Origin of the sequence: Marinibacterium profundimaris, assembly GCF_002210095.1 — a bacterium.
In the GTDB taxonomy this organism is placed as follows: Bacteria; Pseudomonadota; Alphaproteobacteria; order Rhodobacterales; family Rhodobacteraceae; genus Marinibacterium; species Marinibacterium profundimaris.
The window spans coordinates 1-25,795 of sequence record NZ_AQQR01000014.1 but is presented as its reverse complement, the minus strand read 5'-3'; the positions used below and the strand labels follow the sequence as shown (position 1 = coordinate 25,795).

Genomic DNA, 25,795 nt, shown 5'->3' with positions numbered 1-25,795 from the left:
TCGGGCCCGCGCGAAGTCAGGGTCGGTCGCGCGGGGTCAGGCGGTGGCCTTGGCCAGCGCCTGGTCGAGGTCGGCGATCAGGTCGTCGGCATCCTCGATCCCGATCGAGATCCGCACCACGTCCGGGCCGGCGCCGGCGGCTTCCTGCTGTTCCGGCGTCAGCTGACGGTGGGTGGTGGAGGCCGAGTGGATGATCAGCGAGCGGGTGTCGCCGAGGTTGGCCACGTGGGAGAAGATCTCGAGCGAATTCACCAGTTTGACGCAGGCGTCGTAGCCGCCCTTCATCGAGAAGGTGAAAAGCCCGCCGGCGCCCTTGGGGCAGATCTTGGCGACCCGGTCGTTGTAGGGCGAGGAGGCGAGGCCCGCATAGGTAACGGTGCCGACGCGGTCGTCCTTTTCCAGCCAGTTGGCGACCTTGATCGCATTGGCGACGTGACGCTCCATGCGCAGCGACAGGGTTTCGATCCCCATCAGCGTGTAATGGGCGCCCTGCGGGTTCATCGTCATGCCAAGGTCGCGCAGGCCGACGGCGATGCCGTGGAAGGTGAAGGCGAGCGGGCCGAAGGTCTCGTGGAACTTCAGGCCGTGGTAGGCCGGTTCGGGCGCCGAGAGGGAGGGGAACTTGTCCGAGGCGGACCAGTCGAAGCGGCCCGAGTCGATGATCGCGCCGCCGGTCACGGTGCCGTTGCCGGTGAGGTATTTCGTCAGCGAGTGCACGACCAGCGTGGCGCCGTGTTCGATCGGGCGGCAGAGGTAGGGCGTGGCCGAGGTGTTGTCGACGATCAGCGGCAGGCCGGCGTCATCGGCGATGGCCGAGATCGCGTCGAGATCGGTGATGTAGCCGCCGGGGTTGGCGATGGATTCGCAGAAGACGGCGCGGGTGTCGTCGTCGATCGCGGCCTTCACGGCGTCGGTGTCGTCGAAATCGACGAACTTGGCGGACCAGCCGAAGCGCTTGATGGTCTGGCTGAACTGGGTGACCGTGCCGCCGTAGAGGCGGGTCGAGACGACCACGTTGCGGCCCGGTGCCATCAGCGGGAAGAGCGCCATGATCTGGGCGGCATGGCCGGACGAGCAGCAGACGGCGCCGACGCCGCCTTCGAGGGTCGCCATGCGTTCCTGAAGGACCGCGACCGTGGGGTTGGTCAGGCGGGAATAGATGAAGCCCACTTCCTGCAGGTTGAAGAGCGCCGCGGCATGGTCGGCGTCGCGGAAGACATAGGCGGTTGTCTGGTAGATCGGCGTCTGGCGCGCGCCGGTGGCCGGATCGGGCCGGGCGCCGGCATGGATCTGGAGCGTGTCGAAGCCGTATTTCGGGGCGTCGGTCATGGAAGTCCTCCGGGATTGTTGAACGCGCGTCGGGCGCGGGATCTGTCTACGGGCTTTGACGTCGGGGCACAACGCCGGCCTCGGCGCGGCGGAGAGGGCGGGACGGACCGCCGGCACGCGCCCGCCCGCCCACCCCGCGCGCCGGCGGTCCGGCGCACCGGAGCCAGCCGGGCACCTGCATGTCCGGCCTGCGGCGGAGGGGGCTGCGGGCCCGGCATACCGGGGGACGGCCGAGGCCAAAGCGGGGCCAAAGCAGGGGCCGGTCGGGGTCAAAGCGCCGCGCAGGGCGGTCCCCGGGCGGCGTCAGGGCGGACGGAATGCCTGGATTCTGGCGTGAATGCCCTGCCAATGACGCTGAAACAGGCACACGCATTGCCTGCACGCGCAAAGCCACGCAGGGTGGGCGGTGACTTCGGCGGGGGAGGGCTGTGATCATGTACCAGGTGTTGTCCGGTGTCTGGGCATTGCTGATTGGCATCATCTTCATCATGCTGGGCAACGGCATGCATTTCACGCTGATCGGCCTGCGCGGCGGGATCGAGGGGTTCTCGGCCGCCGAACTGGCCATCGTCACCTCGGGCTATTTCATGGGGTTCCTGTCGGGGGCGAACCTGACCCCCCGGCTGATCCGGCGGGTCGGGCATGTGCGGGTCTTCGCCGCGCTGGGCAGCTTCATGTCCGCCGGGCTGATCGCCTTTCCGCTGGTGACCGAGCCATGGGCCTGGACGATCCTGCGCCTGCTGGTGGGGTTCTGCATGTCGGGCATCTATGTCACCGCCGAAAGCTGGCTGAACGACGCGGCCACGAACGAGACCCGCGGCAAGGTCCTGTCGGCCTACATGATCGCGCAGACGCTTGGGATCATCGGAGCACAGGGGCTGCTGACGCTGGGCGACGCGGCAAGCTCGGCGCTGTTCATCTGCGCCTCGATCCTCGTGTCCGTCTCCTTCGCGCCGATCCTGCTGTCGGTCACCCCGCTGCCGGCGGCCGAGGTGACGCGGCCCATGCCGCTGCGCAGCCTGTTCCGGGGCTCGCCCCTGGGCACGGTGGGGATCTTCCTGCTGGGCAGCGTCTATGCGACGCAATCGGGCATGGGCGCGGTCTTTGGCTCGCAGATCGGGCTGAGCGCGGACCAGATCGCGCTGTTCGTGGCGACGCTTTTTGCCGGGGCGCTGGTGCTGCAATATCCCATCGGCTGGCTGTCCGACCAGATGGACCGGCGCAAGCTGATCTTCGGCGCGGCGACCCTGGGCGCGGGCGCCTGCGCGCTGGGCTGGCTGGGAGAGGGCGGGATATGGCCGCTGATGGGGGCGGCCTTTCTGGCGGGCGGGGTGACCACGCCGCTTTATGCGCTGTTCCTGGCCTATACGAACGATTCACTCTCGGCCGAGGACATGCCGGCCGCCTCCGGGGGCCTCGTGCTGACCTTCGGGGTGGGCGCCATCCTGGGCCCGCTGATCGCGGGCTGGGCGATGGAGCGGCTGGATCCCTTCGCCTTCTGGCTGATGCTGGGCGCGAATTTCTGCCTGATCGCCGTCTATTCGCTGTATCGCATGACGCAGCGGGCCTCCGTGCCGGCGAGCGATACCGAGAGCTACCTGGGCGTCGTTCCCACCGCCTCGCCCGTCGCGGTGGAGGCGGCCGGGGCCTGGGCCGCCGAGCAGGCCGAGGCGGAACCGCAGACCTGATGTCGCGCGCCGCTTGCGGATCCGGGCAGGGCGGGCCGGTGTGGCGGGCGGCCGGACCTGTCGCGGCTGCGGCGCGCCGCCGGCCAGAGGGACGCGAGGGCGAGGTGATCCTTGCAATCGCAGGCGCGGTTCGCCACTCTTGCCCCTGTCAGGTGCCCTTTTCGAAGGGATAATCGGGAAGCCGGTGCAAATCCGGCGCGGGCCCGCCGCTGTGAGAGTGACGAATTGGCACGAGCCACTGGATCCGTCCGGGAAGGCGCCAATCCTCGGATGATCTCGAGCCAGAAGACCGGCCTTGACGGCATCGCGGCCCTGCCTGGTCGGCAGCGCGGCAATGTTCGACCCAAGGAGGCCGCCCGTGCCCGATCCCTCCATCTGTGCGCCGCAGCCCGCGCGCGTGTTCAATGAGACCGAGCGCCAGGCGCTTTACGACGTGATCTTTCACCGGCGCGACGTGCGCAACGAATTCCTGCCGGATCCGGTGGATCCGGATGTGCTTGACCGGATCCTGCGCGCGGCCCATGCGGCGCCGTCGGTCGGGCTGTCGCAGCCGTGGAATTTCATCCTGATCCGCGATCCGGCGCGGCGGGCCGAGATCCGGCAGGCCTTTCTGCGCGCCAATGACGAGGCCCGCGCGATGTTCCCCGAGGACCGGCGCGGCGACTACGCGGCGCTGAAGCTGGAAGGCATCGCCACGGCGCCCCTGAACATCTGCGTGACCTGCGACCGGACGCGGGGCGGCGATGTCGTGCTGGGGCGCACCCACAACCCGGATATGGACATCTATTCCACGGTCTGCGCGGTGCAGAACCTGTGGCTGGCCGCCCGCGCCGAGGGGATCGGGATCGGATGGGTCAGCATCTTTCACGAAAGCGACCTGAAGCGGATCCTGGGCCTGCCGGGTCACGTGACGCCGGTGGCCTATCTGTGTGTCGGCCATGTGGATATGCTGTTCGACAGGCCGGAGCTGGCCGTGCGCCGCTGGGCCGATGTCGCCGAGCTGGACAGCGTGGTGATGGAGGAGAGCTGGACCTGAACGGCCGGCCTGGTCCGGAGCGGCAGCGAGAGCGTGACGCGGCAAGAGCGTGGGCCCCGCGCCGCCCGCAGCAGCGCAAGCGAGCCTCCCGGTCCGCCCGAGCCGGCAGGCGGGCGGAGGGCCGCGCCTTAGCGCATCCAGAAGCCGTTCGCCTTGATCCGGTTGCGGATCGCCTGTTCCTTGCGCGGCAGGGACTCTTGGTCGAACAGCGCGCGCACCTTGGCGCCGCGGCCCTGGTAGATCATGCGCTTCATCGGCTCATAGCCCTTGAGCACCTTCTTGATCCAGTTGGGCGCGCAGACGTCTTCCAGCACCTCGACCACGCGGTCGCTTTCGCGGGCGTAGAGCAGCGGGAACAGCCGGTAGTGGCAGGTGACCGTGCCATCCAGAAGCCCGGCGGGCAGGGTGTCGCGCCCGCCGCCCAGCGAATGGATCACCAGCGGCAGCGCGACCTGGTCGAGCCAGGGATCTAGCGGCTGGCAGACCAGCGCCTCGGGCGGGTCATCGCGGATCGACAGGGCATAGTCGAGGAAGCGCTGACCGAAGATCCGGGGGCAGCGGTAGAAGAAATAGCCGGCATTGAAATAGAGATACCGCTTCCAGTATTCGCGCGGCCAGGCGGGATCCTGGCTGGTCTCGAACTCCAGCCCGAAGCGGTCGTAGAGCGCGCGCCAGGTGGCCTCGTAGCCCGGACCGTAAAGCTCGATCTTCGGCCAGGTGCCCTCGCGCCGCATCGAGGCGGTGGGGCGGTCGAAGTCGAAGGGGACCGAGGCGAGGTCGCCGGTCACCAGCGTGTCGGTGTCGAAGAAGACGAAGGGCTCGCCCTCGGGCAGGGACAACAGCGCCTCGATCTTGTTGCCATAGGGGTAATCGGCGCCGAAATGGCGACTTTCGAAGGGCAGGATCTCGGCCCCGAGGCGGGTGTAGAGGTCCAGCAGGTCGGGATCGGGGATCGATGGATCGTTGGGCCAGCGCTCGCCCGGTTGCGGCGTCGCGATGAAAAGCCGCCCATTGTGGCCGGGCGACATGGCGCGCAGCGAGGCGGCGAAAAGCGCGGCCTCGTACGAGAGGCGGCCGGACTGGCCGATGACGACAATGTTGAAGGCGGCGGGCGTGGTGTCGCTGGAGATTGGGGATTGGCCGGGCGCCATGGGGATTGCCAAATTCGCTGCTCCTGTCGTCTGAGCTTTATAAGTCGCGGGGGACAGGGTCAAATCCGACGGTGCGCGGGCGGGGATCCGGCCCGCCGCGCGCAGGGCCTGCCGGCTTTGGCGTTCAGGCCAGGGTCCGGTCCAGCAGGGCGAGCCAGTTGTCGCAGGCGACCTTGGCGACCAGCTCGGGGCCGTAGCCGTGATCGGACATCGCCTGCAGCAGCGAAGGCACGCCGGTCACGTCCCCCACCGCCGCCGGGATCACCGCGCCGTCGAAATCCGAGCCGAGGCCCACGTGATCCTCGCCCAGCTTTTCCAGCAGGTAGTCGATGTGGCGCAGCATCGGGTCGAACCCCATGTTCACGTCGGACACCCCGTCCTCGGCCAAAAAGAAGGTGGCGAAATTCAGCCCCACCATGCCGCCCGAATCGCGGATCTGGCCCAGCTGCCGGTCGGTCAGGTTGCGGGCCGAGGCGCAGATCGCGTGAACGTTGGAATGGGTCGCCACCAGGGGTTTGGTCGAGATCCGCGCCACGTCGTCCACGCCGGCGGCGTTCAGGTGCGACAGGTCGATCATGATCCCCAGTTCGTCGCAGAGCCGCACCAGATCCTTGCCCTTTTCGCTCAGCCCCGGGCCCACGTCGGGATCGCCCGGATAGCGCATCGGCACACCGTGGCCGAAGATGGTCGGCCGGCTCCAGACCGGCCCGATCGAGCGCAAGCCCATGTCGTGGAACAGGTAGACCGCGTCGAGATTGGGGCCGATCGCCTCGGCGCCTTCCATGTGCAGGATGCCGACGATGCGGTCGCTGTCGAGTGCCGCGCGGATCTGTGCGGGCGTCCGGCACAGGGCGAAATCGTCGGGCGCGCTGCGTTCCATCCATTGCATCAGCCCGGCCATGGTCAGCGCCGTGCCCTGGGCCTGGCCATGGGTCATCAGGGGCGGCAGGGGCAGATCGTAGGGCGGATGCTGCATCAGCGCCATGAAATCCACCGGCGCGCCGGTCTGGATCGGCGGGACGAACATGGCGAAGAACCCGCCCTTGAACCCGGCCTGTTTCATGCGGTTCAGATCCAGGTGACCCGAACCGCTGTCCCCCAGCCACAGCGTCTCGCGCGGTTCGCTGGAGGTCATGAGGCGCAGAAGGAAATCGTTGTGTCCGTCGAAATAGGGCAGGGGTGACGTCATGATGAAACTTTCGCGAATAAAGAGCGGCCCGGAAGAGGCCGGATGCCGATGTCTAGCACCCGCAGGCCGGCGGCTGAATGGGCAAGCGCGGATCGGTTCACCGGTTTGGACAGGTTTCGGGGCCCGCGCGGGCAAGCGCTGCCGCTTTGGGCGCGATGGCCGGCGCCGCGCATTCCGGCGCGGCCCGGGGCGCGCGGGGCGCGGCAACAAGGCTTTGAATCCCCCGCGTCACTGGGATAGGCGAAAGCGCGGCCCCCGGGGCCTGCCCAACACCCAGTGCCCCCTCGGGCCTGTCCTGTGCCTCTGCAGGCCACACCGGCCTGACGGTCGTTCGCGACCGCCCGCGGCCGGCAGGATCCGGGGCCCCTGTTCAGGAGACGGAACATGCAGCGCATCAACACGCCCTGGCGCGCCGTGGCGGCGGCCTTCGCGCTCAACGGGCTGCTTCTGGGCAGCTGGGCGTCCCGGGTCCCGGCGATCATGGAGAAACACGACCTGAGCGAGGGCACGCTGGGGCTGCAGCTGCTGCTGATGGGAATGGGGGCGCTGATCTCGTTTCCCGTCGCGGGCAAGATGTCGGACCGGCTTGGCGCGGCGCCGGTGACGCGTGGCCTGGCGGGTGCCTACCTGGCGACGCTGCTGCTGGTAGGGCTGGCGCCGGGGACCGTGGCCCTGGGTGCGGCGCTCTTCGTCTTCGGCATGTGTCACGGGGCGATGGACGTGACCATGAATTCCTGGGCGACCGAGGCCGAATCCCACATGGGCCGGCCGGTGATGTCCTCGTTCCACGCGATGTGGAGCGTGGGCGCCGGGGCGGGCGCGGCGCTGGGCTATGCGGCGACCAGCGTCGATCTGGCGCCGGGCTGGCATTTCGCCGGTGCGTCGGTGCTGGGCGCAGTGCTGCTGGCGCCGTTCCTGGCGCTGCCCTGGCAGTCGCGGATCCGGCCCGGCGCGGCCTCGGACCCGGTCTTTGCCCTGCCGCGCGGGCCGCTGGTCCTTGTGGGGGTGATCGCGCTGGCGGCAGGCCTGGGCGAGGGTGCGGTGGCGGACTGGAGCGCGGTCTACCTGCGCGACACGCTTGGCACGAACGATGCCCAGGCGACGCTGGGCTACGTGGTCTTTTCGGTGACGATGGTGATCGTACGGCTGCTGGGCGACCGGGTGGTCAACCGCTACGGCCCGGGGGCGGTGGCGCGGGTCAGCGGGCTGGTGGCGGCGTCGGGGATCGCGCTGGTGACGGTCCCGATGGAGCTTGGCGCCGCGCTGGCGGGCTTTGCGCTGATGGGCGCGGGCTATGCCGCGCTGGTGCCGCTGGCGTTCAGCCGGGCCGCGGCGGATCCGCATGTGCCGCCGGGGCAGGGTATCGCCTCGGTCGCGACGCTGGGTTACGGCGCGCTGCTGCTGGGCCCGCCGGTGATCGGGCAGATCGCCGAGCTGGCCTCGCTGCGGCTGGGATTCGTGCTGCTGGGGATCTTTGCGCTGACGGTGTCCGTGCTGGCGCCGGTTCTGGGGCGGCGGACGGGCGAAAAGGTTACGGCCTGAAAGCGAAGTGGGTCCCGGGCGGAGAGGCCCGGGTGACCCGCAAGCTTCTTCGGCCAGATCCCGGGCGGCCGGCGCCCGGATTGGGATGGCCGTGACGTGATACGCTCTGGTCGGTGCGGTGATCCCGGCGACTTCATGCGACACATGAAGATGTGCCCGGAGTCGCTCGGTCTGATTGGGATTTTTCGGAAATCGGTGGTTGTCGGCCCTGTCCCGCAGCCCTTGAGCGTCCTGCCGGTCCGCGGCGCTTGCGTGCCGTCCGGGTGCCGGTGCACCATAACCAGGAAAGAGAGGGATGGTGGGCGACCCTGGAATCGAACCAGGCGTGCGTCTCCGCGAGGGAGTTACAGTCCCCTGCCACACCTTGCGGCCTGTCGCCCATCCCCGGGCGTTGCGCCCGGTGTGGAGGCGTGATTACAAGCGCGTCTCAGGGGCGTCAACCGGAAAATCCGGCTTCTTGCGACCGCCCGGTGCATCAGCGAGGCGAGATATGAAAAAGCCCAAATGGGTCGTGGAAAAGGAACAGGCGAAACGTGCCGCGAGGTCCGAGACCGTGTGGCTCTTTGGCCTGCACGCGGTGCGGGATGCGCTGGTGAACCCCAGGCGCGAGAAGCTGCGGCTGATCGTGACGCAGAACGCCGAGGCAAAGCTGGCCGATGCCATCGCCGCGTCGGGGATGGAGCCGGAGCTGGCCGATGCGCGGAAGTTCTCCGCGCCGATCGATCCCGGCTCTGTCCACCAGGGCGCGGCGCTGGAGGTCAAGCCGCTGGACTGGGGCAGCTTGGAGGAGGTGTGCATCGGCGACAGCGCCGCGCCGCGCGTGCTGCTGCTGGACCGGGTGACCGATCCGCACAACGTGGGCGCCATCCTGCGCTCGGCCGAGGTGCTGGGCGCCAGCGCGGTGATCGCCCCGCGCCACCATGCGGCGCCCGAGACCGGCGCGCTGGCCAAGACCGCCAGCGGCGCGCTGGAACGCCAGCCCTACCTGCGGGTGCGCAACCTGGCCGATGCGATCGAAGAGCTGAAGCGGATGGGCTACCTGACGCTGGGGCTGGACGGCGAGGGCGAGGTGACGCTGGAGGCGGCGCTGGACGGGCAGAGGCATCGCCCCGTGGCGCTGGTGCTTGGGGCCGAGGGCCCGGGCCTGCGGGCGCGCACGAAGGAGGTCGTCGACCAGCTGGTGCGGATCGACCCGGCGGGCGGATTCGGCTCGCTCAACGTGTCCAATGCCGCGGCGATCGCGCTATACGCGACCCGGGCGGGGGGAGGCGGAGGCTGAGCGCCCGGTTGCAGAGCACGGCTGCGTGAGCGGGACTGCAACACTGCTCACATCTGCGTTGCCGGTCTTGGCGCAGGGCTGAAGGTCGGCCAGTTTAAAGCGCAGGCCCGATCTTCGGGCTTTTCGTGAACCGCGCCGACCGACGCGACCATACCGGAGCCGATTGCCAGATGAACCGCCGCCAGTTCCTTGTTTCGGGCCTTGCCGCGGGAATGACCGCGGGCCTTGCCACGAGCCTGTCCGTGGTCGGCACGCCGGCCCAGGCGGGACGTGCGATGTTCTGCACGATCGAGGGGCTGGCGATCGACGGCTATGACCCGGTCAGCTACTTCTCGACCCAGGGGCCGCGGCGCGGGCGGCGCGATATCTCTGTGATGTGGAAAGGCGCGATCTGGCGCTTTGCCACGCCCAAGCACCGCGACATGTTCGAGCTGAACCCCTGGGCGCTGGCCCCGCGCTACGGGGCCTATTGTGCCTATGCGATGTCGCAGGGCATACTGGTGCCCGGCTCGCCCCGGGTGTGGCACCTGGTGAACGGGCGGCTCTACCTGACGCAGGATGTCGAGGCGCATGAACGCTGGCGCAAGGACATGGTGAGCCATATCGCCAAGGCCGATGTGAACTGGCCGGCGATCCTGCTAACCGAGAGGTCCTGAGCGGCGCGATAGGCCTTATCCCTTTCCTGCGCGGAAAGCTGCCTGCGCAATCTCGTACGATCACGGTTGTGATCACATGGGCGAGAGTGGGGCTTCATGGGCAAAATAAATCTCTTATGTATCTGACAGGACACGGATCGGAACCTCCGTGCTCCACTTCACTGTCCCTCGTTCCGACACTGCGCCCTGGCTTCGGCCCGGGCGTTTTTTTGTGGGCCGTCCGCGCCGGACGGCCAGGGACGGGACAAGGCGCTTGCAGCCGGACGTTGAGACGGCGCGGCGCCACGCATAGGATCCGGACATGAGCACAAACACCGATTCGGACCTGAGGCGGATCCTGGCGGGCACCAGGGTGATCGCCATGGTGGGCCTGTCACCCGACCCGCTGCGGCCCAGCTATTTCGTGGCGCGCTACCTGTCGATGAAGGGCTTCCGGGTGATCGGGGTGAACCCCAAGGCGGCCGGAGAGCGGCTGTTCGGCGAAGACTGCGTCGGATCGCTGGACGAGGCGGGGCCCGAGGTCGACATGGTCGACATCTTCCGCCGCTCCGACGCGGTCCCCGGTATCGTGACCGAGGCTCTGGAGGTGTTCCCGAAGCTTCGGACGGTCTGGATGCAGATCGGGGTGGAGAATGCCGAGGCCGCCGAGATGGCCGGGGCAAAGGGGATCGACGTGGTGCAGAACCGCTGTCCGAAGATCGAGCATCAGAGGCTCTTCGGCGAGCTGCGCAAGGCGGGCTTTGCCACCGGGGTGATTTCGTCGAAGCTGTGAGGCGGGATTTTCTTCGGCGAAGAAAATCGGGCCGGGCACATAGGTCTTGTCGGGCTCAGAGGTTTTGCGGAGCACAGAGGTCCGCGCTGTACACGGCGCGCGTGACAGCCGGGGTCTTCGCCAGAGCCGGCCCTTGCAAAAAAGCGCTGCCGCGTCAGCGCCGCGCCTTTTCCTCGATCCCGCTCAGGCCCTGACGCCGCGCGAGTTCGTCCAGCACGTCCGACAGCGGCACGTCGCGGGCGGCCAGCATGACCAGCAGGTGATAGAGCACGTCGGCGGCCTCGGAGGTCAGCTTCTCGCGGTCGCCCTTCACGGCCTCGATGATCGCCTCGACGGCTTCCTCGCCGAACTTCTCGGCGCATTTCTCGGGGCCCTTCGCGAAGAGCTTGGCGGTCCAGCTGCTGTCGGGATCGGCGCCGCGGCGGGATTCGATCGTGGCGAAGAGGCTGTCGAGCGTGCTCATGTGCGAGGTCATACCGGCCTCACCGGGATGCCGGCGGCGGCCATGTGGGCCTTGGCCTCGCCGATGGAATAGGTGCCGAAATGGAAGATCGAGGCGGCGAGCACGGCGCTGGCATGGCCTTCGGTCACGCCCTCGACCAGGTGATCGAGCGTGCCGACGCCACCGGAGGCGATCACCGGGATATTCACGGCATCGGCGATGGTGCGGGTCAGCGGCAGGTTGAAGCCGGCCTTGGTGCCGTCGCGGTCCATCGAGGTCAGAAGGATCTCTCCGGCGCCCTTCTCGGCTACGGTAAGCGCGAATTCCACCGCGTCGATCCCGGTGGACTTGCGGCCGCCATGGGTAAAGATCTCCCACCGCCCCGGCTCCACCGTCTTGGCGTCGATGGCCACGACGATGCACTGGCTGCCGAAGATGTCTGCCGCCTCGGCCACCACATCGGGGTTGGCGACGGCGGCGGAGTTGAAGCTGACCTTGTCGGCGCCGGCCAGCAGCAGGGCGCGCACGTCCTCGCGGGTGCGGACGCCGCCGCCGACCGTGAGCGGGATGTAACATTGCTCGGCCGTGCGGGTGACCACGTCGTACATGGTCCCGCGGTTTTCATGGGTGGCATGGATGTCGAGAAAGCAGATCTCGTCCGCGCCGGCGGCGTCGTAGGCGCGGGCGCTTTCCACCGGGTCGCCGGCATCTATGAGGTCGACGAAGTTGACGCCCTTGACCACGCGGCCGTCGGCGACATCGAGACAGGGGATCACGCGGGTTTTGAGCATATCGGTCTTATAGAGGTTGGTTGGGGCTGGGCAAGTGGGGCAGTCCGGTGGGGGCGTTGCCCGTCGCCATTGTGCTTGAACCAATGGCGCATCAATGGCGACCCCCCGGAGGTATTTGGGCCAAGAAGAACGAGGGCCGCAATCCCGGGGGGAGCAGGTCAGCTTGGGGGCGTTGTGGTGCGGTGCCGTTTGCGGCGGTTGAGCCAGTCAAGCAGGGCCAAGGCGATCAGCACGCCCAGCAGGATCAGGCCCACGGGCAGGGTCAGCAGCATGAACCAGCCGGAGACGAAGGCGGAATAGAGCGTCTCGCCGTAATCCGTGCCGTTCACCACGCAGGGATTTACGTAGCCTTCGTGCAGGGTGCAGCCGTGGCGGTTCGCGAACCACGACGACCAGATCACCGCGCCCACCGGGGCGAAGCAGATCAGCGTGCCAAGGACGAGGGCCGCGTAGAGGATCCGGCGCCACAAGGGGGCTCAGCCCTTCAGCGCGGCCAGAGCCTCGGCCAGGTCCAGTGCGCCGTCGTAGAGCGCGCGGCCCGAGATCGCGCCGTTCAGCCCGGCGCCGCAATCGCGCAGGGCTTCGAGATCGGCCAGCGAGGACACGCCGCCCGAGGCGATCACCGGGATCGAGACCGCACGGGCGAGCGCGGCCGTGGCCTCGATGTTGGGGCCCTGCATGGCGCCGTCGCGGTTGATGTCGGTGTAGATGATCGCGGCCACACCGGCGTCCTCGAAGCTGCGGGCGAGGTCGGTGGCGTTCACGTCCGTCTCCTCGGCCCAGCCACGGGTGGCGACCAGGCCGTCGCGGGCGTCGATGCCCACGGCGATCTTGCCGGGGAAGGTGCGGGCGGCTTCGCGGACGAGGTCGGGGTTTTCCACGGCGACGGTGCCCAAGATCACGCGGGCGAGGCCCTTGGACAGCCAGGTCTCGATCGTGGCCATGTCGCGGATGCCGCCGCCCAGCTGTGCGGGCACGTCGCAGGTGGCGAGGATCGCCTCGACCGGGGCCGCATTGACCGGCGTGCCTTCGAAGGCGCCGTTGAGATCGACGAGGTGCAGCCACTGGCAGCCGGCCTCGACGAAGGCGCGGGCCTGGGCGGCGGGATCGTCGTTGAAGACCGTGGCCTTCTCCATGTCGCCGCGCAGAAGTCGCACGGCCTTGCCGTCCTTTAGGTCGATGGCGGGGTAGAGGATCATCTGTGTCGTCCGGCTGGGAATGTCGCGGGCCGTATGGCACGGGTCGCGCGGCTGCGCAACGCGGCGTCAGGGGCAGGCGGGTCTGCGCGGGGGGCTGCCGGAGGCCGGCGGGGATGCGGGCCGGGCTTGAACCGCGCCGGAGCCGAGGCGAAGCTGCGTGCGAAAAGGGAGATCAACCGATGCGGAGTCGCACTCTTGCCAAGGCGCTGCTTGCGCTGTCCTGGATCCTGGCCCCCGGCCTGCTGGCGGCCGATCCCGTCGAAGGCACCTGGAAGACCGGAGAGGGTGAGGACGGCGGTTATGCCCATGTCAGCATCGCGCCCTGCGGGGATGCCTTTTGCGGCAGTATCTCGGCGGCCTACGAGCCGGGCGGGCGGGAATCGAAAACCTATCCCCATCTGGGCCGGCAGCTGATCTGGGACATGCGGGCAGAGGGCGGCAACCGCTACGGCGGCGGCCAGATCTGGGCGCCGGACACCGGCAAGACCTACCTGTCGAAAATGGAGTTGAAGGGCGAGACGCTGACCGTCAAGGGCTGTGTCGCCGGTGGGCTGCTGTGCCGGGGGCAGGATTGGACGCGGGTGGACTGAGCGGGCTGCCTGCCTGCTGGGACCCGGCGGATTGACCCGCCTCCGGGGCCGATCGCCCGGTGTCACGCCACGCGCGGAGACCGAGCCGGGGGCGCGGATGCGGGCCCGGATAGGGGACTTGCGCGGATGCGCGGGGCGCTTCAGGGCGTCCAGGTCAGGAAGTTGGCGATAAGGCGCAGGCCGGTGGCGTGGCTTTTCTCCGGGTGGAACTGGGTGCCGATCATCGTGTCGCGACCGATGATGGCGGTGACGGGGCCGCCATAGTCCACATCGGCCAGGGTGTCCGCCGGATCGCTGGTGCGGACCTGGTAGGAATGCACGAAATAGGCGTGATCGCCCGAGCCGATGCCCTCGAACACCGGGTGGGCAGAGCGGATCCGCAGATCGTTCCAGCCCATGTGCGGGACCTTCAGCGACGGGTCTTCGGGGCGGATCCGGTCGACCTCGCCCGCGATCCAGTCCAGGCCTGCGGTTTCCCGGTATTCCAGCCCGCGGGTGGCCATCAGCTGCATGCCGACGCAGATGCCCAGGAAAGGCCGGCCCTTGACGGTGACCGCCTCGACCATGGCGTCGAAGATGCCCTTGTGGCCCTTCAGTTCTTCCATGCAGGCGGGGAAGGCGCCGTCGCCGGGCAGGACGATGCGGTCGGCTTTCGCCACCACCTCGGCCTTGTCGGTGACGATGACCTCGCCGGCGCCGGTCTCGGACGCCATGCGCTGAAAGGCCTTCTCGGCGGAATGCAGGTTGCCGGCTTCGTAATCGACGATGGCGGTAAGCACGGGGCGGGTTCCTTCGGCTGGGTCCTGGGCAGACGGGTGGCGCGAAAATCCGGCGGGGTCAAGACGGGGTCAATGCGGGGGCAATACGGGCGGGATCGGGGCTGTGCCCCCCGGGGCGCGGACGCGCGGTGCGCCGCCGTCACGCGCCTGGCGCCCTAAAGCGTGCCCTTGGTCGAGGGGATCGCGTCGGCCTTGCGGGGATCGGTTTCCAGCGCGTCGCGCAGGGCGCGGGCGACCGCCTTGAATGCGGCCTCGGCGATGTGATGCGCGTTCAGCCCGTGCAGCCGGTCGACGTGCAGGGTGATCCCGCCATGGGTGGCGAAGGCCTGGAAGAATTCGCGCACCAGCTCGGTGTCGAAAGTGCCGATCTTGGCCGAGGGCATGTCGACGTTCCACACCAGATAGGGCCGCCCCGACAGATCCAGCGCGCAGCGGACCAGCGCATCGTCCATCGGCAGCAGGCAGGCGCCGTATCGCGTGATGCCCTTCTTGTCGCCCACGGCCTGGGACAGGGCCTGGCCAAGCGCGATGCCGACATCCTCCACCGTGTGGTGATCGTCGATATGTAGGTCGCCCACCGCCTTCACGTGCATGTCGATCAGCGCGTGCCGCGCCAGCTGGTCCAGCATGTGGTCGAAAAAGCCGACCCCGGTCCGGTTGTCATAAGACCCGGTGCCGTCGAGGTTGACCGTCACGGTGATGTCCGTTTCGGCCGTCTTGCGGGTGATCTGGGCGCGGCGCATGGGTGGCTCCTTGGCAGGCGAAGGTCGCAGCGCAAGGCGTCGGGGCCGCGCGGCTGTCACGGTGGCGCGGCCCCCGGGGTCGCGAAGGGGGCTGCGGATCCGGTTTACAGCGCGGGGGCAGGGGATTGCAACGCCGCGCGCCGCGTGAGAGCTTCGCCGCAACCAGAGGGGAGCGCCCGCATGACCATTTGCGTCTTCATCCAGATCCGCTGCAAGCCCGGCACGACCTACAAGGTCGCCGAGGACATCGCCCTGCGCGAAATCCACTCGGAGCTGTATTCGACGTCCGGCGAATACGACCTGTTGATGAAGCTCTACATCCCGTCGGGCGAGGACGTGGGCAAGTTCATCAACGAGCACCTGCTGACGATCCCGGATATCGAGCGTTCGGTGACGACGATGACGTTCAAGGCGTTCTGAGCGTCGGGGGCTGCGGGGCGGATCACAGGCGTGGTGCTGTTGTCTTGCGCCGGGCTTTCGGCGGGTCTGGCCCGTGGGGCCCGGAGCGCATCGTGTCACCTGGCAGGAGGCTTGCACCGTTGCGGCCTTAGGCATCCGGACAATCGGGGAATGGCGGTCCCTGACGGGAGGCGCCTGCGCTGACATCCCGCAACAACCGGCCAAGCCAAAGCGGCCACACGTAGTGCTTCGCCTGACATGCTAATTCGCCTGACACGCTAATTCGAAACGTCTGTGAGGGGAGGGGAGGGGACGGCTGTGCCGGATCTGTACCCCACCGGTCCATCGGTGACCGGTGATATTGGAGCGGGCGATGAGATTCGAACTCACGACCCTTACCTTGGCAAGGTAATGCTCTACCCCTGAGCTACGCCCGCGTCCATTGGGTAGGGGGTGACGTATTGAGTTCGGGCGCCGGGCGCAAGCGGAAAATGCACGGATATGTGCCGAAGCTGGCCGGGCCGGTCCGTATGGCGGAGATTTGCCGTCGGATGACGGGCCGGTCGGGCCTGTGTCCGCTGCGGGCACTTCGGCGAATCCGGGGGGCCTGTGCCGAGGCCGGTCGCGATGTGCTGTCGCGGAGGTCGACGTGTTCAATGCACCGGCGTTGAGGCGCGGGACGGATTTCTACTGGAGGAGAGGTGGAGACCTGGCGACAGCGCATCTTTGCCGGAAGTCCGGCACGATCGACTGTCAGCTTTTCCGTGATTAATTGGAGCGGGCGATGAGATTCGAACTCACGACCCTTACCTTGGCAAGGTAATGCTCTACCCCTGAGCTACGCCCGCATCCATTGGGTAGGGCGGAAGTATAAAGAGTGCCGCCCGGCTGCAAGAGCAAAATGACCCCGATCTGCAAAAAACTTTGCGGCGGCCGCCGGGGCGGGACGGCGGGCCTGCGCCACGCCCTGGGCGCGGGGCGGCGTCCGGCCGGACGGGCCGGGGCGGTGCCGGCGGGGCCGGTTCAGGCCGCGCGCATCAGCACCGGATGGACACCGCTCTCGCCGGCCTTCTCGTCCTCGCTCCAGTAGGGCGTGGCGTCGCCCAGGTGCTGGCCGAGGAGGGTCACGCCGATGGCCAGAACCAGCAGGCCGACCTTCACCTTGTCCAGAGTTCGCATGCTCGAAGCTCCCTTTGGTTTGTTCGTTTTGCAGTTTAACGCGCGTGCTGCGGTTTTCCGGCGCACGAAATCGCGAAAATCCGTCAGATCACAGGACAGAGTGCAGCAGCAGGCCGATGGCGGCCCCGGCGATCATCAGCAGGGTCAGCGCCATCTGGGTGGCTGACGGACAGCGCGTCATGGATTGCGGCGGCCGAGCGCGCGCCGCGACGGGCGCTGTGATCACACCCTTCAGTCAGGCTTGGGCAGGCCTTATGATCAGGTCTCGACGCGGTCGTCGGACAGGAAGCTTGCGGCCATCCATCCGGTGACGGGCTTGCCCTCGACGTCGGCCTGGACCTTGTACCAGCGGCCCTGTTTCTCGATCACCGCCACCCCGTCGCCGCGCGACAGCGTGGCCAGCCAGTCGTGGCGCGAACCGGGGCCCGCGCGCATGTTGACGCGGTTGCCGGTGACATAGAGCAGATCGACAGCCGCGGGCGGCGCGGTGTCGATGGCGGGCGGCTCGGGCGCCTCCTGCGCGATCGGGGCAAGCCAGGCGACCGGGCGCAGCACGGGCGGCGCCGCGCTGATGTCGGTGTCGAAGCCGGCGAGGTCGAGGGGCTCGGCCGCTGCGGGGCGGGCCAGCACGGGACCGTCGCGCGGATCGGGGGCGGCCTGTGGCGCCTCGGGCCGGTCGCGGCTGACCTCGGCATCGGTGACGGGGATGGCGGCCGCTTCGGGCATCGCGCCGGAGAGCGTGCCGGACGGGACTGGTGCATCAACACTGCCGGTCGCAGCGGTTTGCGCCGTGGCCTCTGGCGCAGAGGTCCGGGCAGGCGGCAGCGGGTTCAGCGCCGTGTAGACGACGGCACCGGCCATGAGAAAGACGATACCGGTCAGAGCTCCGAGAATGAATCGCATCAGGCAGTCTCCTCTTTGGGGCGGAGACTGACGGTGGCCCAAGGCGGCAAATCAACCGATCTGAGGCATTTTCGGGGCATTCGGAGGGGCTGATGCAGGAGAGCCGTTGGCGATGACGTGCCGCGGCGCGTCTCGCCCGAGGATGCGACAGGTCGGAGGTCGCCGCCAGCAAGCGGCGGATGACGTGACGGCCACATCCGGGGGCTGCCGTGTCGGTATGGGAAGAAGGTCCGGGTGGTCCGGCATGCAGCGCCGGGCCACCCGTGATCGGGATCAGCCGAATTCGATCAGCAGGTCCTTGGCGTCGATCTGCGTGCCGGGCTGGACGTGGACGGCCTTCACCGTCGCGTCGCGCTCGGCATGCAGGCCGGTTTCCATCTTCATCGCCTCGATGGTCAGCAGCATCTCTCCCGCCTTCACCTTGGCGCCCGCCTGCACCGCGACCGAGGCCACCACGCCGGGCATCGGCGCGGCCACGTGATCGGGATTGGTCGGATCCGCCTTGGGCCGCACGGCGGAGGTGCCGGCGACCTTGCGGTTGGGCACGCGGATCACCCGCGGCTGGCCGTTCAGCTCGAAGAACACGCGCACGTCGCCCTTGTCGTCGGTCTCGGAGATCGTCTGGAACAGGATTTCCAGCGTCTTGCCCGGATCGATCTCGGCGGTGATCTCCTCGCCCGGCTCCATGCCGTAGAAGAAGGTGCGTGTGGGCAGGGTGCGCACGGGGCCGTAGATCGCGTGACGCTCCACGTAATCGGTGAAGACCTTGGGATACATCATGTAGCCGTTCAGGTCGTCGTCCTCGATCTCGACCTCGTATTTCTCCTCCAGCTTCTTGCGCTCGGCCTCCATGTCGGCGGGCGGCAGGAGCGATCCGGGCCGTTCGGTGATCGGCTCCTCGTCCTTCAGGACCTTCTTGACGATGGCGGGCGGGAAGCCGCCGGGCGCCTGGCCGACATGGCCCTTCATCAGGGTGATGACGCTGTCGGGGAAGGAGAATTCCGTCTCCGGCTTCAGCAGGTCCTCGGTCGTCATGCCCTGGCTGACCAGCATCAGGGCCAGGTCGCCCACGGTCTTGGCGATGGGCGTCACCTTGATCACGTCGCCGAAAAGCTGGTTGACGTCTGCATAGGTCTTGGCGACTTCGTGCCACTTGTCGTCCAGCCCCATGGAGCGCGCCTGCGCCTTGAGGTTGGTGAACTGGCCGCCGGGCATTTCGTGCAGGTAGACCTCGGACGAGGGCGACTGCATGCCCGATTCAAACGCCGCGTAGTGGTTGCGCACGGTTTCCCAGTAGTTGGAGATCTGGCGGATCGCGCCGATGTCGAGGCCGGTGTCCCGTTCCGAATGCTTGAGCGCCTCGACCAGCGTGCCCAGCGTCGCCTGCGAGGTGTTGCCCGAAAGCGCGTCCATCGCGCCGTCGACCGCATCGACCCCGGCTTCGGCGGCGGCAAGGATCGAGGCGCAGGCGATGCCGGCGGTGTCATGGGTGTGGAAGTGGATCGGCAAGCCGACCTCTTCCTTCAGCGCCTTGACCAGCACGGTCGCGGCGCGCGGTTTCACCAGCCCGCCCATGTCCTTCAGGCCAAGAATGTGGACGCCGGCGGCCTTCAGCTCCTTCGCCATGTCGACGTAGTACTTCAGGTTGTACTTCGCCCGGTCGGGATCGTGGATGTCGCCGGTGTAGCAGATCGCGCCTTCCAGCACCTTGCCGCTGTCCAGCACCGCATCCATCGACACGCGCATGTTCTCGACCCAGTTCAGCGGATCGAAAACGCGGAAGACGTCGATGCCCTGGTTCGCGGCTTCCTTGACGAAGCTTTGCACCACGTTGTCGGGGTAGTTGGTGTAGCCGACGCCGTTCGACCCGCGCAGCAGCATCTGGGTCATCACGTTGGGCATGGCCGCGCGCAGGTCGCGCAGGCGCTGCCAGGGGCATTCCTGCAGGAAGCGATAGGCCACGTCGAAGGTGGCGCCGCCCCAGCATTCGACCGAGAACAGCTGCGGCAGGTCACGCGCGTAATTCGGCGCGATCTTGATCATGTCGAGCGAGCGCATCCGCGTCGCCAGCAGGGATTGCGGCGCGTCGCGCATGGTGGTGTCGGTGATCAGCAGCTGTTTCTGCACGGACATCCAGTCGGCGACGGCCTGCGGTCCCTTTTCGTCCAGCAGCTGCTTGGTCCCCGGGGCCGGGGCGTCATGCCCGGGCTTCGGCGGCACCGGCAGTTTCAGAGAGGCCGGCGGGCGCGGCTGGCCGGCGACATCGGGGTGACCGTTCACGGTGATGTCGGCGATGTAGGTCAGGATCCGCGTGGCGCGGTCGCGCCGCTGGGCAAAGTCGAAAAGCTCGTCGGTCGTGTCGATGAACTTCGTCGTGTACTCGTTGCTCAGGAAGGTCGGGTGCTTCAGCAGGTTCTCGACGAAGGCGATATTGGTGCTGACGCCCCGGATCCGGAATTCGCGCAGCGCGCGGTCCATCCGGGCGATCGCCATCTCGGGCGTGGGCGCCCAGGCAGTGACCTTTTCCAGCAGCGAGTCGTAGTAGCGGGTGATGACCGCCCCGGAATAGGCGGTGCCGCCGTCCAGCCGGATGCCCATGCCGGTCGCGCCGCGATAGGCGGTGATGCGGCCGTAATCGGGGATGAAGTTGTTCTGCGGATCTTCCGTCGTGATCCGGGCCTGGATCGCGTGGCCGTTCAGCGTGACATCGGCCTGGGTCTCCTTGCCGGTGGCCTCGGCGATGGTCTTGCCTTCCGCGATCAGGATCTGCGCGCGGACGATGTCGATGCCGGTGACTTCCTCGGTGACTGTGTGTTCCACCTGCACCCGCGGGTTGACCTCGATGAAGTAGAAATTGCCCGAATCCATGTCCATCAGGAACTCGACCGTGCCGGCGCATTCGTAATTGACGTGCTTGCAGATCTTGTAGCCGAGCTCGCAGATCTCTTCGCGCTGCGCCTCCGTCAGGTAGGGGGCCGGGGCGCGTTCGACGACCTTCTGGTTGCGCCGCTGGACCGAGCAGTCGCGCTCATAGAGGTGATACATGTGCCCGTGTTTGTCGCCGAGGATCTGGACCTCGACATGCCGCGCGCGCAGGATCATCTTTTCAAGATAGCCCTCGCCGTTGCCAAAGGCGGCCTCGGCCTCGCGCCGGCCTTCCAGCACCTTCTCCTTCAGCTCTTCGGGCTTCTGGATCGGGCGCATGCCGCGTCCGCCACCGCCCCAGGAGGCTTTCAGCATCAGGGGATAGCCGATCTCCTCGGCCTCCTTGGCGATGGCGTCCATGTCGTCGCCCAGCACTTCCGTTGCGGGGATGACGGGCACGCCGGCCTCGATCGCCACGCGCCGCGCGCTGGCCTTGTCGCCGAGCGCGCGCATGGTTTCGGCCTTGGGACCGATGAAGGTGATGCCGTTCTTTTCGCAGGCGTCCACCAGTTCGGGGTTTTCCGACAGCAGGCCGTAGCCCGGGTGGATCGCATCGGCGCCGCATTGCTTGGCGACGCGCATGATCTCGTCGATGGACAGGTAAGCCTGCACGGGGCCCAGGCCTTCGCCGATGCGATAGGCCTCGTCCGCCTTGAACCGGTGCAGCGAGAGCTTGTCCTCTTCGGCGAAGACGGCGACGGTGCGTTTGCCCATCTCGTTGGCTGCGCGCATCACGCGGATTGCGATTTCGCCCCGGTTCGCCACCAGGATCTTGCGGAATTCGGTCATGATCGGCCTCGTCCTTGCTTCGTCACACGGCAAGTCGGGCGATGCGGAAAGACCGGCATTTCGCACGCGACGCCGGCCCCCCCGGTGCCACCCCTCACCGTTCTGCGGTGCAGAATGAGCCGATTTCCGACGCAGCGTCCAGCGAAAAGGCGGGCGGTAGCGCTCGCAAGGTCGTCGCGCCCAGCTGGCCCATGTTCGCGGCAAGGTCCTTGGCCAGAATATCGATCAGATGCGCCGGCCCTTCCGGCCCCAGCGCGGCAAGAGCATAGTGGAAGCCTCTGCCCAGCATGACAAAATCGGCGCCAAGCGCCATGGCGCGCAGGATGTCGAGCCCGCTTTCGATGCCGCTGTCGAAGAGGATCGGAAGGCCGGTCGCGGCGCGGATGGCGGGCAGGACATCAATCGTTGCAGGTGCAGCATCGAATTGCCGGCCGGCATGGTTCGAGATCCAGATCGCGTCGACGCCCGCGGCCTCAAGCGGCGCGGCGTCCTCGGCGCGCAGCACGCCCTTGACGATCAGGTGCCCCTTCCAGTGGTCGCGCAGCCAGCGCAGGTAGTCCCAGTCGGGCGAGGTGCGCAGCAGGTAGCCGATATGCTCTGTCGGCGGCAGGCTGGCCTGCAGGTCGGAATATTTGTCGAGCGTGCGCATGTGGACGTCGCGCTCGTTCCGCATCGCCCAGGCCCAGGCCGGTTTGCCCAGCACCTGCGCCAGCAGCCTAGGCGTCAGTTTCGGCGGGCTGGTCAGGCCGGACCGCGTCTGCCGCTCGCGGCGCGAGGCGACGGGGACATCGACTGTCAGCACGAGGCCGGTGAAGCCCGCATCCCGCGCCCGCGCCAGCATGTCGAGGCGGATGCCCTCGTCCTTGGGCGGGTACAGCTGGAACCAGCCATGATCGCCAAGATGCGGGGCCACATCCTCGGGCGAGCGGGTGGCAACGGTGGACAGCGAATAGGGGATGCCGGCCCTGGCGGCGGCGCGGGCCAGGTGGATCTCGGCCCGCTCCCAGATCAGGCCCGACATGCCCACGGGCGCAATGCCCACGGGCAGGGGGAAGTCATGGCCCAGCAACGGCGCGGTCAGGTCCGGCGTGAAGGGGCCATGCAGGATCGAGGGCATGAGCCCGATTCGGTCCAGCGCCGCGCGGTTGCGATGCTTGGTCGCCTCGGTGCCGGTCGCGGAATCGAGGTATTCCCAGACGAACTTCGGCAGACGCCGCCGGGCGGCGTCGCGCAGGTCGCTGAGGGCAGGATGGGTCTGGTGCAGGCTCACGACAGGAGAAATGCGCCTTGTCGCGCGTCTTGTCCAGAGAGGGCGCGCCCGGGGCCGGATATTCGAATTCCTCCACCCGTCCGTTTCAGGAGAAACGCCAGCGTCCTTGCGATCGGGCTGCACTTTTCGCTGTGAACGAAGGGCGAACAAGGCTTTCGCGCCCCTGTGATCCGCGCTAGGATCGGGGCATGAGCAGTTTCGATGATTTCGACGACACGGAGGCGTTCGAGCAGGCCTCGCTGTCCGCCCGTGCCATGGCCGCGCGGCCGATGCCCTATCTTGACGGTCTGAACCCGGCGCAGCGCGAGGCGGTGGAAACGCTGAACGGCCCGGTCCTGATGCTGGCCGGTGCCGGGACCGGCAAGACCAAGGCGCTGACCGCACGGATCGTGCATCTGCTGACCACCGGATCGGCCCGCCCGAACGAGATCCTCGCCGTGACCTTCACCAACAAGGCCGCGCGCGAGATGAAGAACCGTGTCGGCGGGATGCTGGGGCAGGCGATTGAGGGGGTGCCGTGGCTGGGCACCTTCCATTCGATCTGCGTGAAGCTGCTGCGCCGGCACGCAGAACTGGCCGGGCTGAAATCGAATTTCACCATTCTGGACACGGACGACCAGCTGCGCCTGCTCAAGCAATTGGTGAGCGCCGCCGGCATCGACGACAAGCGCTGGCCGGCGCGGCAGCTGGCCAATATCATCGACGGCTGGAAGAACCGGGCGCTGACCCCGGGCAAGGTGCCCGCCGCCGATGCGGGCGCCTACAATCACAAGGGCGTCGGGCTTTACGCCCAGTACCAGGAACGTCTGCGCGAGCTGAACGCCGTGGATTTCGGCGATCTGCTGCTGCACATGGTGACGATCTTCCAGGATCATCCCGACGTGCTTCAGCAATACCAGCGCTGGTTTCGCTACATCCTTGTCGACGAATACCAGGATACCAACGTGGCGCAGTACCTGTGGCTGCGCCTGCTGGCCTCGGGCCATCGCAACATCTGCTGCGTGGGCGACGACGACCAGTCGATCTATGGCTGGCGCGGCGCCGAGGTGGGCAATATCCTGCGGTTCGAAAAGGACTTTCCCGGCGCCCATGTGGTGCGGCTGGAACAGAACTACCGCTCGACCCCGCATATCCTTGCCGCCGCCTCCGGTGTGATCGACGCAAATGAGGGGCGGCTGGGCAAGACGCTCTGGACCGAGGCGCAGGAGGGCGAGAAGGTCCGCCTGATCGGCCATTGGGACGGCGAGGAAGAGGCGCGCTGGATCGGCGAAGAGGTCGAATCCATGCAGCGCGGCACGCGGGGCATGCGGCCCTTCGGCCTTGACGAGATGGCGATCCTCGTCCGGGCCTCGCACCAGATGCGCGCCTTCGAGGATCGCTTCCTGACCATTGGTCTGCCCTACCGCGTGATCGGCGGCCCGCGATTCTACGAGCGGATGGAGATCCGCGATGCCATGGCCTATTTCCGGCTGGTCGTGTCCCCGGACGACGACCTGGCGTTCGAGCGCATCGTCAACACGCCCAAGCGCGGCCTTGGCGACAAGGCACAGCAGACGATCCAGATGACCGCGCGATCGAATGGCGTAAGCCTTGTCGAAGGCGCGGCGATCGCCGTGGAATCCGGTCTGATCAAGGGCAAGGGCGGCAACCAGCTGCGCCACCTGGTCGAAAGCCTGGGCCGCTGGCACGAGATGATGCGCGGCCCGATCCGCGCGGCCGGCGACGACGAGGACGCGGTGATCGACGACGGCGCGGAGGTGCCGCGCGGCGGCCCGCGGGTCTCGCATATCGAACTGGCCGAGATGATCCTGGACGAATCCGGCTACACGGAGATGTGGCAGAACGATAAGACGCCCGAGGCGCCGGGGCGGCTGGAAAACCTCAAGGAACTGGTCAAGGCGCTGGAATCCTTCGAGAACCTTCAGGGCTTCCTGGAACATGTCGCGCTGATCATGGACAATGAAAGCGACGACGCCGAGCAGAAGATCTCGATCATGACGCTGCATGCGGCGAAGGGGCTGGAATTTCCCGCCGTCTTCCTGCCGGGCTGGGAAGATGGCCTCTTCCCGTCGCAGCGGTCGATGGATGAAAGCGGGCTGAAGGGGCTCGAAGAGGAACGCCGGCTGGCCTATGTCGGCATCACCCGGGCCGAGGAGGTCTGCACGATCTCCTTCGCGGCCAATCGCCGGGTCTTTGGCCAGTGGCAATCGGCGCTGCCCTCGCGATTCGTCGACGAACTGCCCGCGTCCCATGTGGACGTGCTGACGCCGCCGGGGCTTTACGGCGGTGGATTCGGCGCGGCCTCGGGTGCGGCGCCGGGCCCCAGCGAAGGGCTCGAGGCGAAGGCGGCCGGGGCCAATGTCTACAATTCTCCCGGCTGGAAGCGTCTGCAAGCGCGGGCCGGCCAGCGCGGCATGTCGCAGCCGAAGGAAACGCGCAACACGGTGATCGACCTCGACGCGGTGTCGAGCTTCACCATGGGCGAGCGGGTGTTCCACCAGAAGTTCGGCTATGGCGCGATCGTGGGGATCGAGGGCGACAAGCTTGAGATCGACTTCGAGAAGGCCGGGGTGAAGAAGGTCGTCGCCCGCTTTGTCTCGGCCAGCGACGATATTCCGTTCTAGGATCAACGCCCGGGGGGCGCGCTGAGCGGCCCAACCTGATCCGCAGGGGGCAAGGCGCAGGCGCAACGCTTGGTGCCGGGGCAGTGAAGGCCCCGGTTTTCCGCGTCCCCGTGTTCGCGCGACCGCTGCTGGTGACGTGAGTGTCCTGCAGCGCCCGCAGGTCCGCCGACATCTGATTTGATCGCTACGGTCGACGGCTCGCCGTGCGGCGTCTCGCTATGCGCCGACGCCGTCGCGGTGCTGGGGAAGAGCCTCTGGCCGCTGTCACCGACCCTCGGAAAAGCGAAACGGCGGCGCCCGGGAGGAGGAGGGGCGCCGCCGCTTGCTACAGTACCAGGCCGCGAGGGAGGAGGAAGCGGCTGGTACATCCGAACCCGGCCCGAGGCCGGTATGGGGTGGCGGTGGCACCTGGGAGGAGGAGTGGCACCGACCGCCGAAACACCGAAGCGAGGGAGGAGGAGGCCCCGGTGCGTCTTGTTCCGGCTATCAGGGCCGGTATGGGGTCGCGGCGGCACCAGGG

At 67.7% G+C, this 25,795-nt stretch carries 22 protein-coding genes, 3 tRNA genes and 1 riboswitch; of the genes, 9 read left to right on the top strand and 16 right to left on the bottom strand.

Annotation, left to right across the window (positions count from 1 at the left end; genetic code table 11):
- Positions 1-36 precede the first annotated feature (36 nt).
- Positions 37-1,329, bottom strand: a complete 1,293-nt coding sequence (locus ATO3_RS21580) for an O-acetylhomoserine aminocarboxypropyltransferase/cysteine synthase family protein (protein ID WP_088651983.1) — start codon at positions 1,327-1,329, stop codon at positions 37-39.
- A gap of 434 nt (positions 1,330-1,763) precedes the next feature.
- Between ATO3_RS21580 and ATO3_RS21575 the strand changes: the two genes are divergently transcribed.
- Together ATO3_RS21575 and bluB are read left to right on the top strand one after the other, a co-directional pair.
- Positions 1,764-3,017 carry an MFS transporter gene (locus tag ATO3_RS21575; RefSeq protein WP_088651982.1) on the top strand — a complete coding sequence of 418 codons (1,254 nt, stop codon included), beginning with the start codon at positions 1,764-1,766 and terminating at the stop codon, positions 3,015-3,017.
- A gap of 133 nt (positions 3,018-3,150) precedes the next feature.
- A riboswitch (cobalamin riboswitch) is annotated at positions 3,151-3,330 on the top strand.
- A 45-nt stretch (positions 3,331-3,375) separates the two neighbouring features.
- On the top strand, positions 3,376-4,053 hold the full coding sequence (bluB, locus tag ATO3_RS21570; RefSeq protein ID WP_233152251.1) for a 5,6-dimethylbenzimidazole synthase: 678 nt from the start codon (positions 3,376-3,378) through the stop codon (positions 4,051-4,053).
- A gap of 128 nt (positions 4,054-4,181) precedes the next feature.
- On the opposite strand, the gene ATO3_RS21565 is transcribed toward bluB, so the two are convergent.
- Both ATO3_RS21565 and ATO3_RS21560 read right to left on the bottom strand, forming a co-directional pair.
- Positions 4,182-5,204, bottom strand: a complete 1,023-nt coding sequence (locus ATO3_RS21565; protein ID WP_088651981.1) for a hypothetical protein — start codon at positions 5,202-5,204, stop codon at positions 4,182-4,184.
- A gap of 124 nt (positions 5,205-5,328) precedes the next feature.
- Positions 5,329-6,393: a dipeptidase gene (locus ATO3_RS21560; protein WP_088651980.1), complete on the bottom strand. Its 1,065-nt coding sequence runs from the start codon at positions 6,391-6,393 to the stop codon at positions 5,329-5,331.
- Positions 6,394-6,777: 384 nt separating this feature from the next.
- Between ATO3_RS21560 and ATO3_RS21555 the strand changes: the two genes are divergently transcribed.
- A complete protein-coding gene (locus tag ATO3_RS21555) occupies positions 6,778-7,935 on the top strand; it encodes an MFS transporter (protein ID WP_088651979.1) in 1,158 nt (385 codons plus the stop codon).
- Between the two features lie 296 nt (positions 7,936-8,231).
- Here ATO3_RS21555 and ATO3_RS28880 read toward each other — a convergent pair.
- Positions 8,232-8,315 (bottom strand) — tRNA-Tyr (locus ATO3_RS28880).
- A gap of 110 nt (positions 8,316-8,425) precedes the next feature.
- Between ATO3_RS28880 and rlmB the strand changes: the two genes are divergently transcribed.
- The 3 genes from rlmB to ATO3_RS21540 all read left to right on the top strand — a co-directional run bounded on the left by rlmB (position 8,426) and on the right by ATO3_RS21540 (position 10,642).
- A complete protein-coding gene (gene rlmB, locus ATO3_RS21550) occupies positions 8,426-9,214 on the top strand; it encodes a 23S rRNA (guanosine(2251)-2'-O)-methyltransferase RlmB (RefSeq protein WP_088651978.1) in 789 nt (262 codons plus the stop codon).
- A 170-nt stretch (positions 9,215-9,384) separates the two neighbouring features.
- Entirely contained in the window at positions 9,385-9,870 is a 486-nt protein-coding gene (locus tag ATO3_RS21545) for a YHS domain-containing (seleno)protein (RefSeq protein WP_088651977.1), read from the top strand.
- A 301-nt stretch (positions 9,871-10,171) separates the two neighbouring features.
- Positions 10,172-10,642, top strand: coding sequence for a CoA-binding protein (locus ATO3_RS21540; RefSeq protein ID WP_088651976.1), 471 nt, complete (start codon positions 10,172-10,174; stop codon positions 10,640-10,642).
- Between the two features lie 154 nt (positions 10,643-10,796).
- Here the strand turns inward: ATO3_RS21540 and ATO3_RS21535 are convergent, their stop codons facing one another.
- The 4 genes from ATO3_RS21535 to hisA form a co-directional block, all read right to left on the bottom strand.
- Positions 10,797-11,105: a phosphoribosyl-ATP diphosphatase gene (locus ATO3_RS21535; protein ID WP_088651975.1), complete on the bottom strand. Its 309-nt coding sequence runs from the start codon at positions 11,103-11,105 to the stop codon at positions 10,797-10,799.
- 8 nt (positions 11,106-11,113) lie between these two features.
- A complete protein-coding gene (hisF, locus tag ATO3_RS21530) occupies positions 11,114-11,875 on the bottom strand; it encodes an imidazole glycerol phosphate synthase subunit HisF (protein WP_088651974.1) in 762 nt (253 codons plus the stop codon).
- 158 nt (positions 11,876-12,033) lie between these two features.
- A complete protein-coding gene (locus ATO3_RS21525; protein WP_088651973.1) occupies positions 12,034-12,345 on the bottom strand; it encodes a hypothetical protein in 312 nt (103 codons plus the stop codon).
- Between the two features lie 6 nt (positions 12,346-12,351).
- Entirely contained in the window at positions 12,352-13,074 is a 723-nt protein-coding gene (hisA, locus tag ATO3_RS21520; RefSeq protein ID WP_088651972.1) for a 1-(5-phosphoribosyl)-5-[(5-phosphoribosylamino)methylideneamino]imidazole-4-carboxamide isomerase, read from the bottom strand.
- A 179-nt stretch (positions 13,075-13,253) separates the two neighbouring features.
- Between hisA and ATO3_RS21515 the strand changes: the two genes are divergently transcribed.
- Positions 13,254-13,664: a DUF2147 domain-containing protein gene (locus tag ATO3_RS21515; RefSeq protein WP_088651971.1), complete on the top strand. Its 411-nt coding sequence runs from the start codon at positions 13,254-13,256 to the stop codon at positions 13,662-13,664.
- Between the two features lie 140 nt (positions 13,665-13,804).
- On the opposite strand, the gene hisH is transcribed toward ATO3_RS21515, so the two are convergent.
- Both hisH and hisB read right to left on the bottom strand, forming a co-directional pair.
- Positions 13,805-14,443 (bottom strand): imidazole glycerol phosphate synthase subunit HisH, encoded by a 639-nt coding sequence (hisH, locus tag ATO3_RS21510; protein ID WP_088651970.1) that lies wholly within the window; start codon positions 14,441-14,443, stop codon positions 13,805-13,807.
- A 155-nt stretch (positions 14,444-14,598) separates the two neighbouring features.
- Positions 14,599-15,186 (bottom strand): imidazoleglycerol-phosphate dehydratase HisB, encoded by a 588-nt coding sequence (gene hisB / locus ATO3_RS21505; protein WP_088651969.1) that lies wholly within the window; start codon positions 15,184-15,186, stop codon positions 14,599-14,601.
- A 180-nt stretch (positions 15,187-15,366) separates the two neighbouring features.
- Between hisB and ATO3_RS21500 the strand changes: the two genes are divergently transcribed.
- The gene (locus ATO3_RS21500; RefSeq protein WP_088651968.1) at positions 15,367-15,606 is read left to right on the top strand and encodes an Lrp/AsnC family transcriptional regulator; all 240 of its coding nucleotides are present in this window, start codon (positions 15,367-15,369) and stop codon (positions 15,604-15,606) included.
- Between the two features lie 341 nt (positions 15,607-15,947).
- Here ATO3_RS21500 and ATO3_RS21495 read toward each other — a convergent pair.
- The 6 genes from ATO3_RS21495 to ATO3_RS21475 all read right to left on the bottom strand — a co-directional run bounded on the left by ATO3_RS21495 (position 15,948) and on the right by ATO3_RS21475 (position 22,651).
- Positions 15,948-16,022 (bottom strand) — tRNA-Gly (locus ATO3_RS21495).
- A gap of 336 nt (positions 16,023-16,358) precedes the next feature.
- A tRNA-Gly gene (locus ATO3_RS21490) sits at positions 16,359-16,433 on the bottom strand.
- Positions 16,434-16,608: 175 nt separating this feature from the next.
- Positions 16,609-16,764 (bottom strand): hypothetical protein, encoded by a 156-nt coding sequence (locus ATO3_RS28875; RefSeq protein WP_158218035.1) that lies wholly within the window; start codon positions 16,762-16,764, stop codon positions 16,609-16,611.
- 258 nt (positions 16,765-17,022) lie between these two features.
- Positions 17,023-17,667, bottom strand: a complete 645-nt coding sequence (locus ATO3_RS21485; protein ID WP_088651967.1) for an SH3 domain-containing protein — start codon at positions 17,665-17,667, stop codon at positions 17,023-17,025.
- A 273-nt stretch (positions 17,668-17,940) separates the two neighbouring features.
- Positions 17,941-21,381 carry a pyruvate carboxylase gene (locus ATO3_RS21480; protein ID WP_088651966.1) on the bottom strand — a complete coding sequence of 1,147 codons (3,441 nt, stop codon included), beginning with the start codon at positions 21,379-21,381 and terminating at the stop codon, positions 17,941-17,943.
- Between the two features lie 94 nt (positions 21,382-21,475).
- On the bottom strand, positions 21,476-22,651 hold the full coding sequence (locus tag ATO3_RS21475) for an alpha-hydroxy acid oxidase (RefSeq protein WP_088651965.1): 1,176 nt from the start codon (positions 22,649-22,651) through the stop codon (positions 21,476-21,478).
- 188 nt (positions 22,652-22,839) lie between these two features.
- Between ATO3_RS21475 and ATO3_RS21470 the strand changes: the two genes are divergently transcribed.
- On the top strand, positions 22,840-25,275 hold the full coding sequence (locus ATO3_RS21470; RefSeq protein ID WP_088651964.1) for an ATP-dependent helicase: 2,436 nt from the start codon (positions 22,840-22,842) through the stop codon (positions 25,273-25,275).
- Positions 25,276-25,795 lie beyond the last annotated feature (520 nt).

Excerpts from the sequence above, each read along its gene's own strand:
- ATO3_RS21580 (WP_088651983.1), bottom strand. The coding sequence starts at position 1,329 with ATGACCGACGCCCCGAAATACGGCTTCGACACGCTCCAGATCCATGCC.
- ATO3_RS21575 (WP_088651982.1), top strand. The coding sequence starts at position 1,764 with ATGTACCAGGTGTTGTCCGGTGTCTGGGCATTGCTGATTGGCATCATC.
- ATO3_RS21565 (WP_088651981.1), bottom strand. The coding sequence starts at position 5,204 with ATGGCGCCCGGCCAATCCCCAATCTCCAGCGACACCACGCCCGCCGCC.
- ATO3_RS21560 (WP_088651980.1), bottom strand. The coding sequence starts at position 6,393 with ATGACGTCACCCCTGCCCTATTTCGACGGACACAACGATTTCCTTCTG.
- ATO3_RS21555 (WP_088651979.1), top strand. The coding sequence starts at position 6,778 with ATGCAGCGCATCAACACGCCCTGGCGCGCCGTGGCGGCGGCCTTCGCG.
- rlmB (WP_088651978.1), top strand. The coding sequence starts at position 8,426 with ATGAAAAAGCCCAAATGGGTCGTGGAAAAGGAACAGGCGAAACGTGCC.
- ATO3_RS21545 (WP_088651977.1), top strand. The coding sequence starts at position 9,385 with ATGAACCGCCGCCAGTTCCTTGTTTCGGGCCTTGCCGCGGGAATGACC.
- ATO3_RS21540 (WP_088651976.1), top strand. The coding sequence starts at position 10,172 with ATGAGCACAAACACCGATTCGGACCTGAGGCGGATCCTGGCGGGCACC.
- ATO3_RS21535 (WP_088651975.1), bottom strand. The coding sequence starts at position 11,105 with ATGAGCACGCTCGACAGCCTCTTCGCCACGATCGAATCCCGCCGCGGC.
- hisF (WP_088651974.1), bottom strand. The coding sequence starts at position 11,875 with ATGCTCAAAACCCGCGTGATCCCCTGTCTCGATGTCGCCGACGGCCGC.
- hisA (WP_088651972.1), bottom strand. The coding sequence starts at position 13,074 with ATGATCCTCTACCCCGCCATCGACCTAAAGGACGGCAAGGCCGTGCGA.
- ATO3_RS21515 (WP_088651971.1), top strand. The coding sequence starts at position 13,254 with ATGCGGAGTCGCACTCTTGCCAAGGCGCTGCTTGCGCTGTCCTGGATC.
- hisB (WP_088651969.1), bottom strand. The coding sequence starts at position 15,186 with ATGCGCCGCGCCCAGATCACCCGCAAGACGGCCGAAACGGACATCACC.
- ATO3_RS21500 (WP_088651968.1), top strand. The coding sequence starts at position 15,367 with ATGACCATTTGCGTCTTCATCCAGATCCGCTGCAAGCCCGGCACGACC.
- ATO3_RS28875 (WP_158218035.1), bottom strand. The coding sequence starts at position 16,764 with ATGCGAACTCTGGACAAGGTGAAGGTCGGCCTGCTGGTTCTGGCCATC.
- ATO3_RS21485 (WP_088651967.1), bottom strand. The coding sequence starts at position 17,667 with ATGCGATTCATTCTCGGAGCTCTGACCGGTATCGTCTTTCTCATGGCC.
- ATO3_RS21480 (WP_088651966.1), bottom strand. The coding sequence starts at position 21,381 with ATGACCGAATTCCGCAAGATCCTGGTGGCGAACCGGGGCGAAATCGCA.
- ATO3_RS21470 (WP_088651964.1), top strand. The coding sequence starts at position 22,840 with ATGAGCAGTTTCGATGATTTCGACGACACGGAGGCGTTCGAGCAGGCC.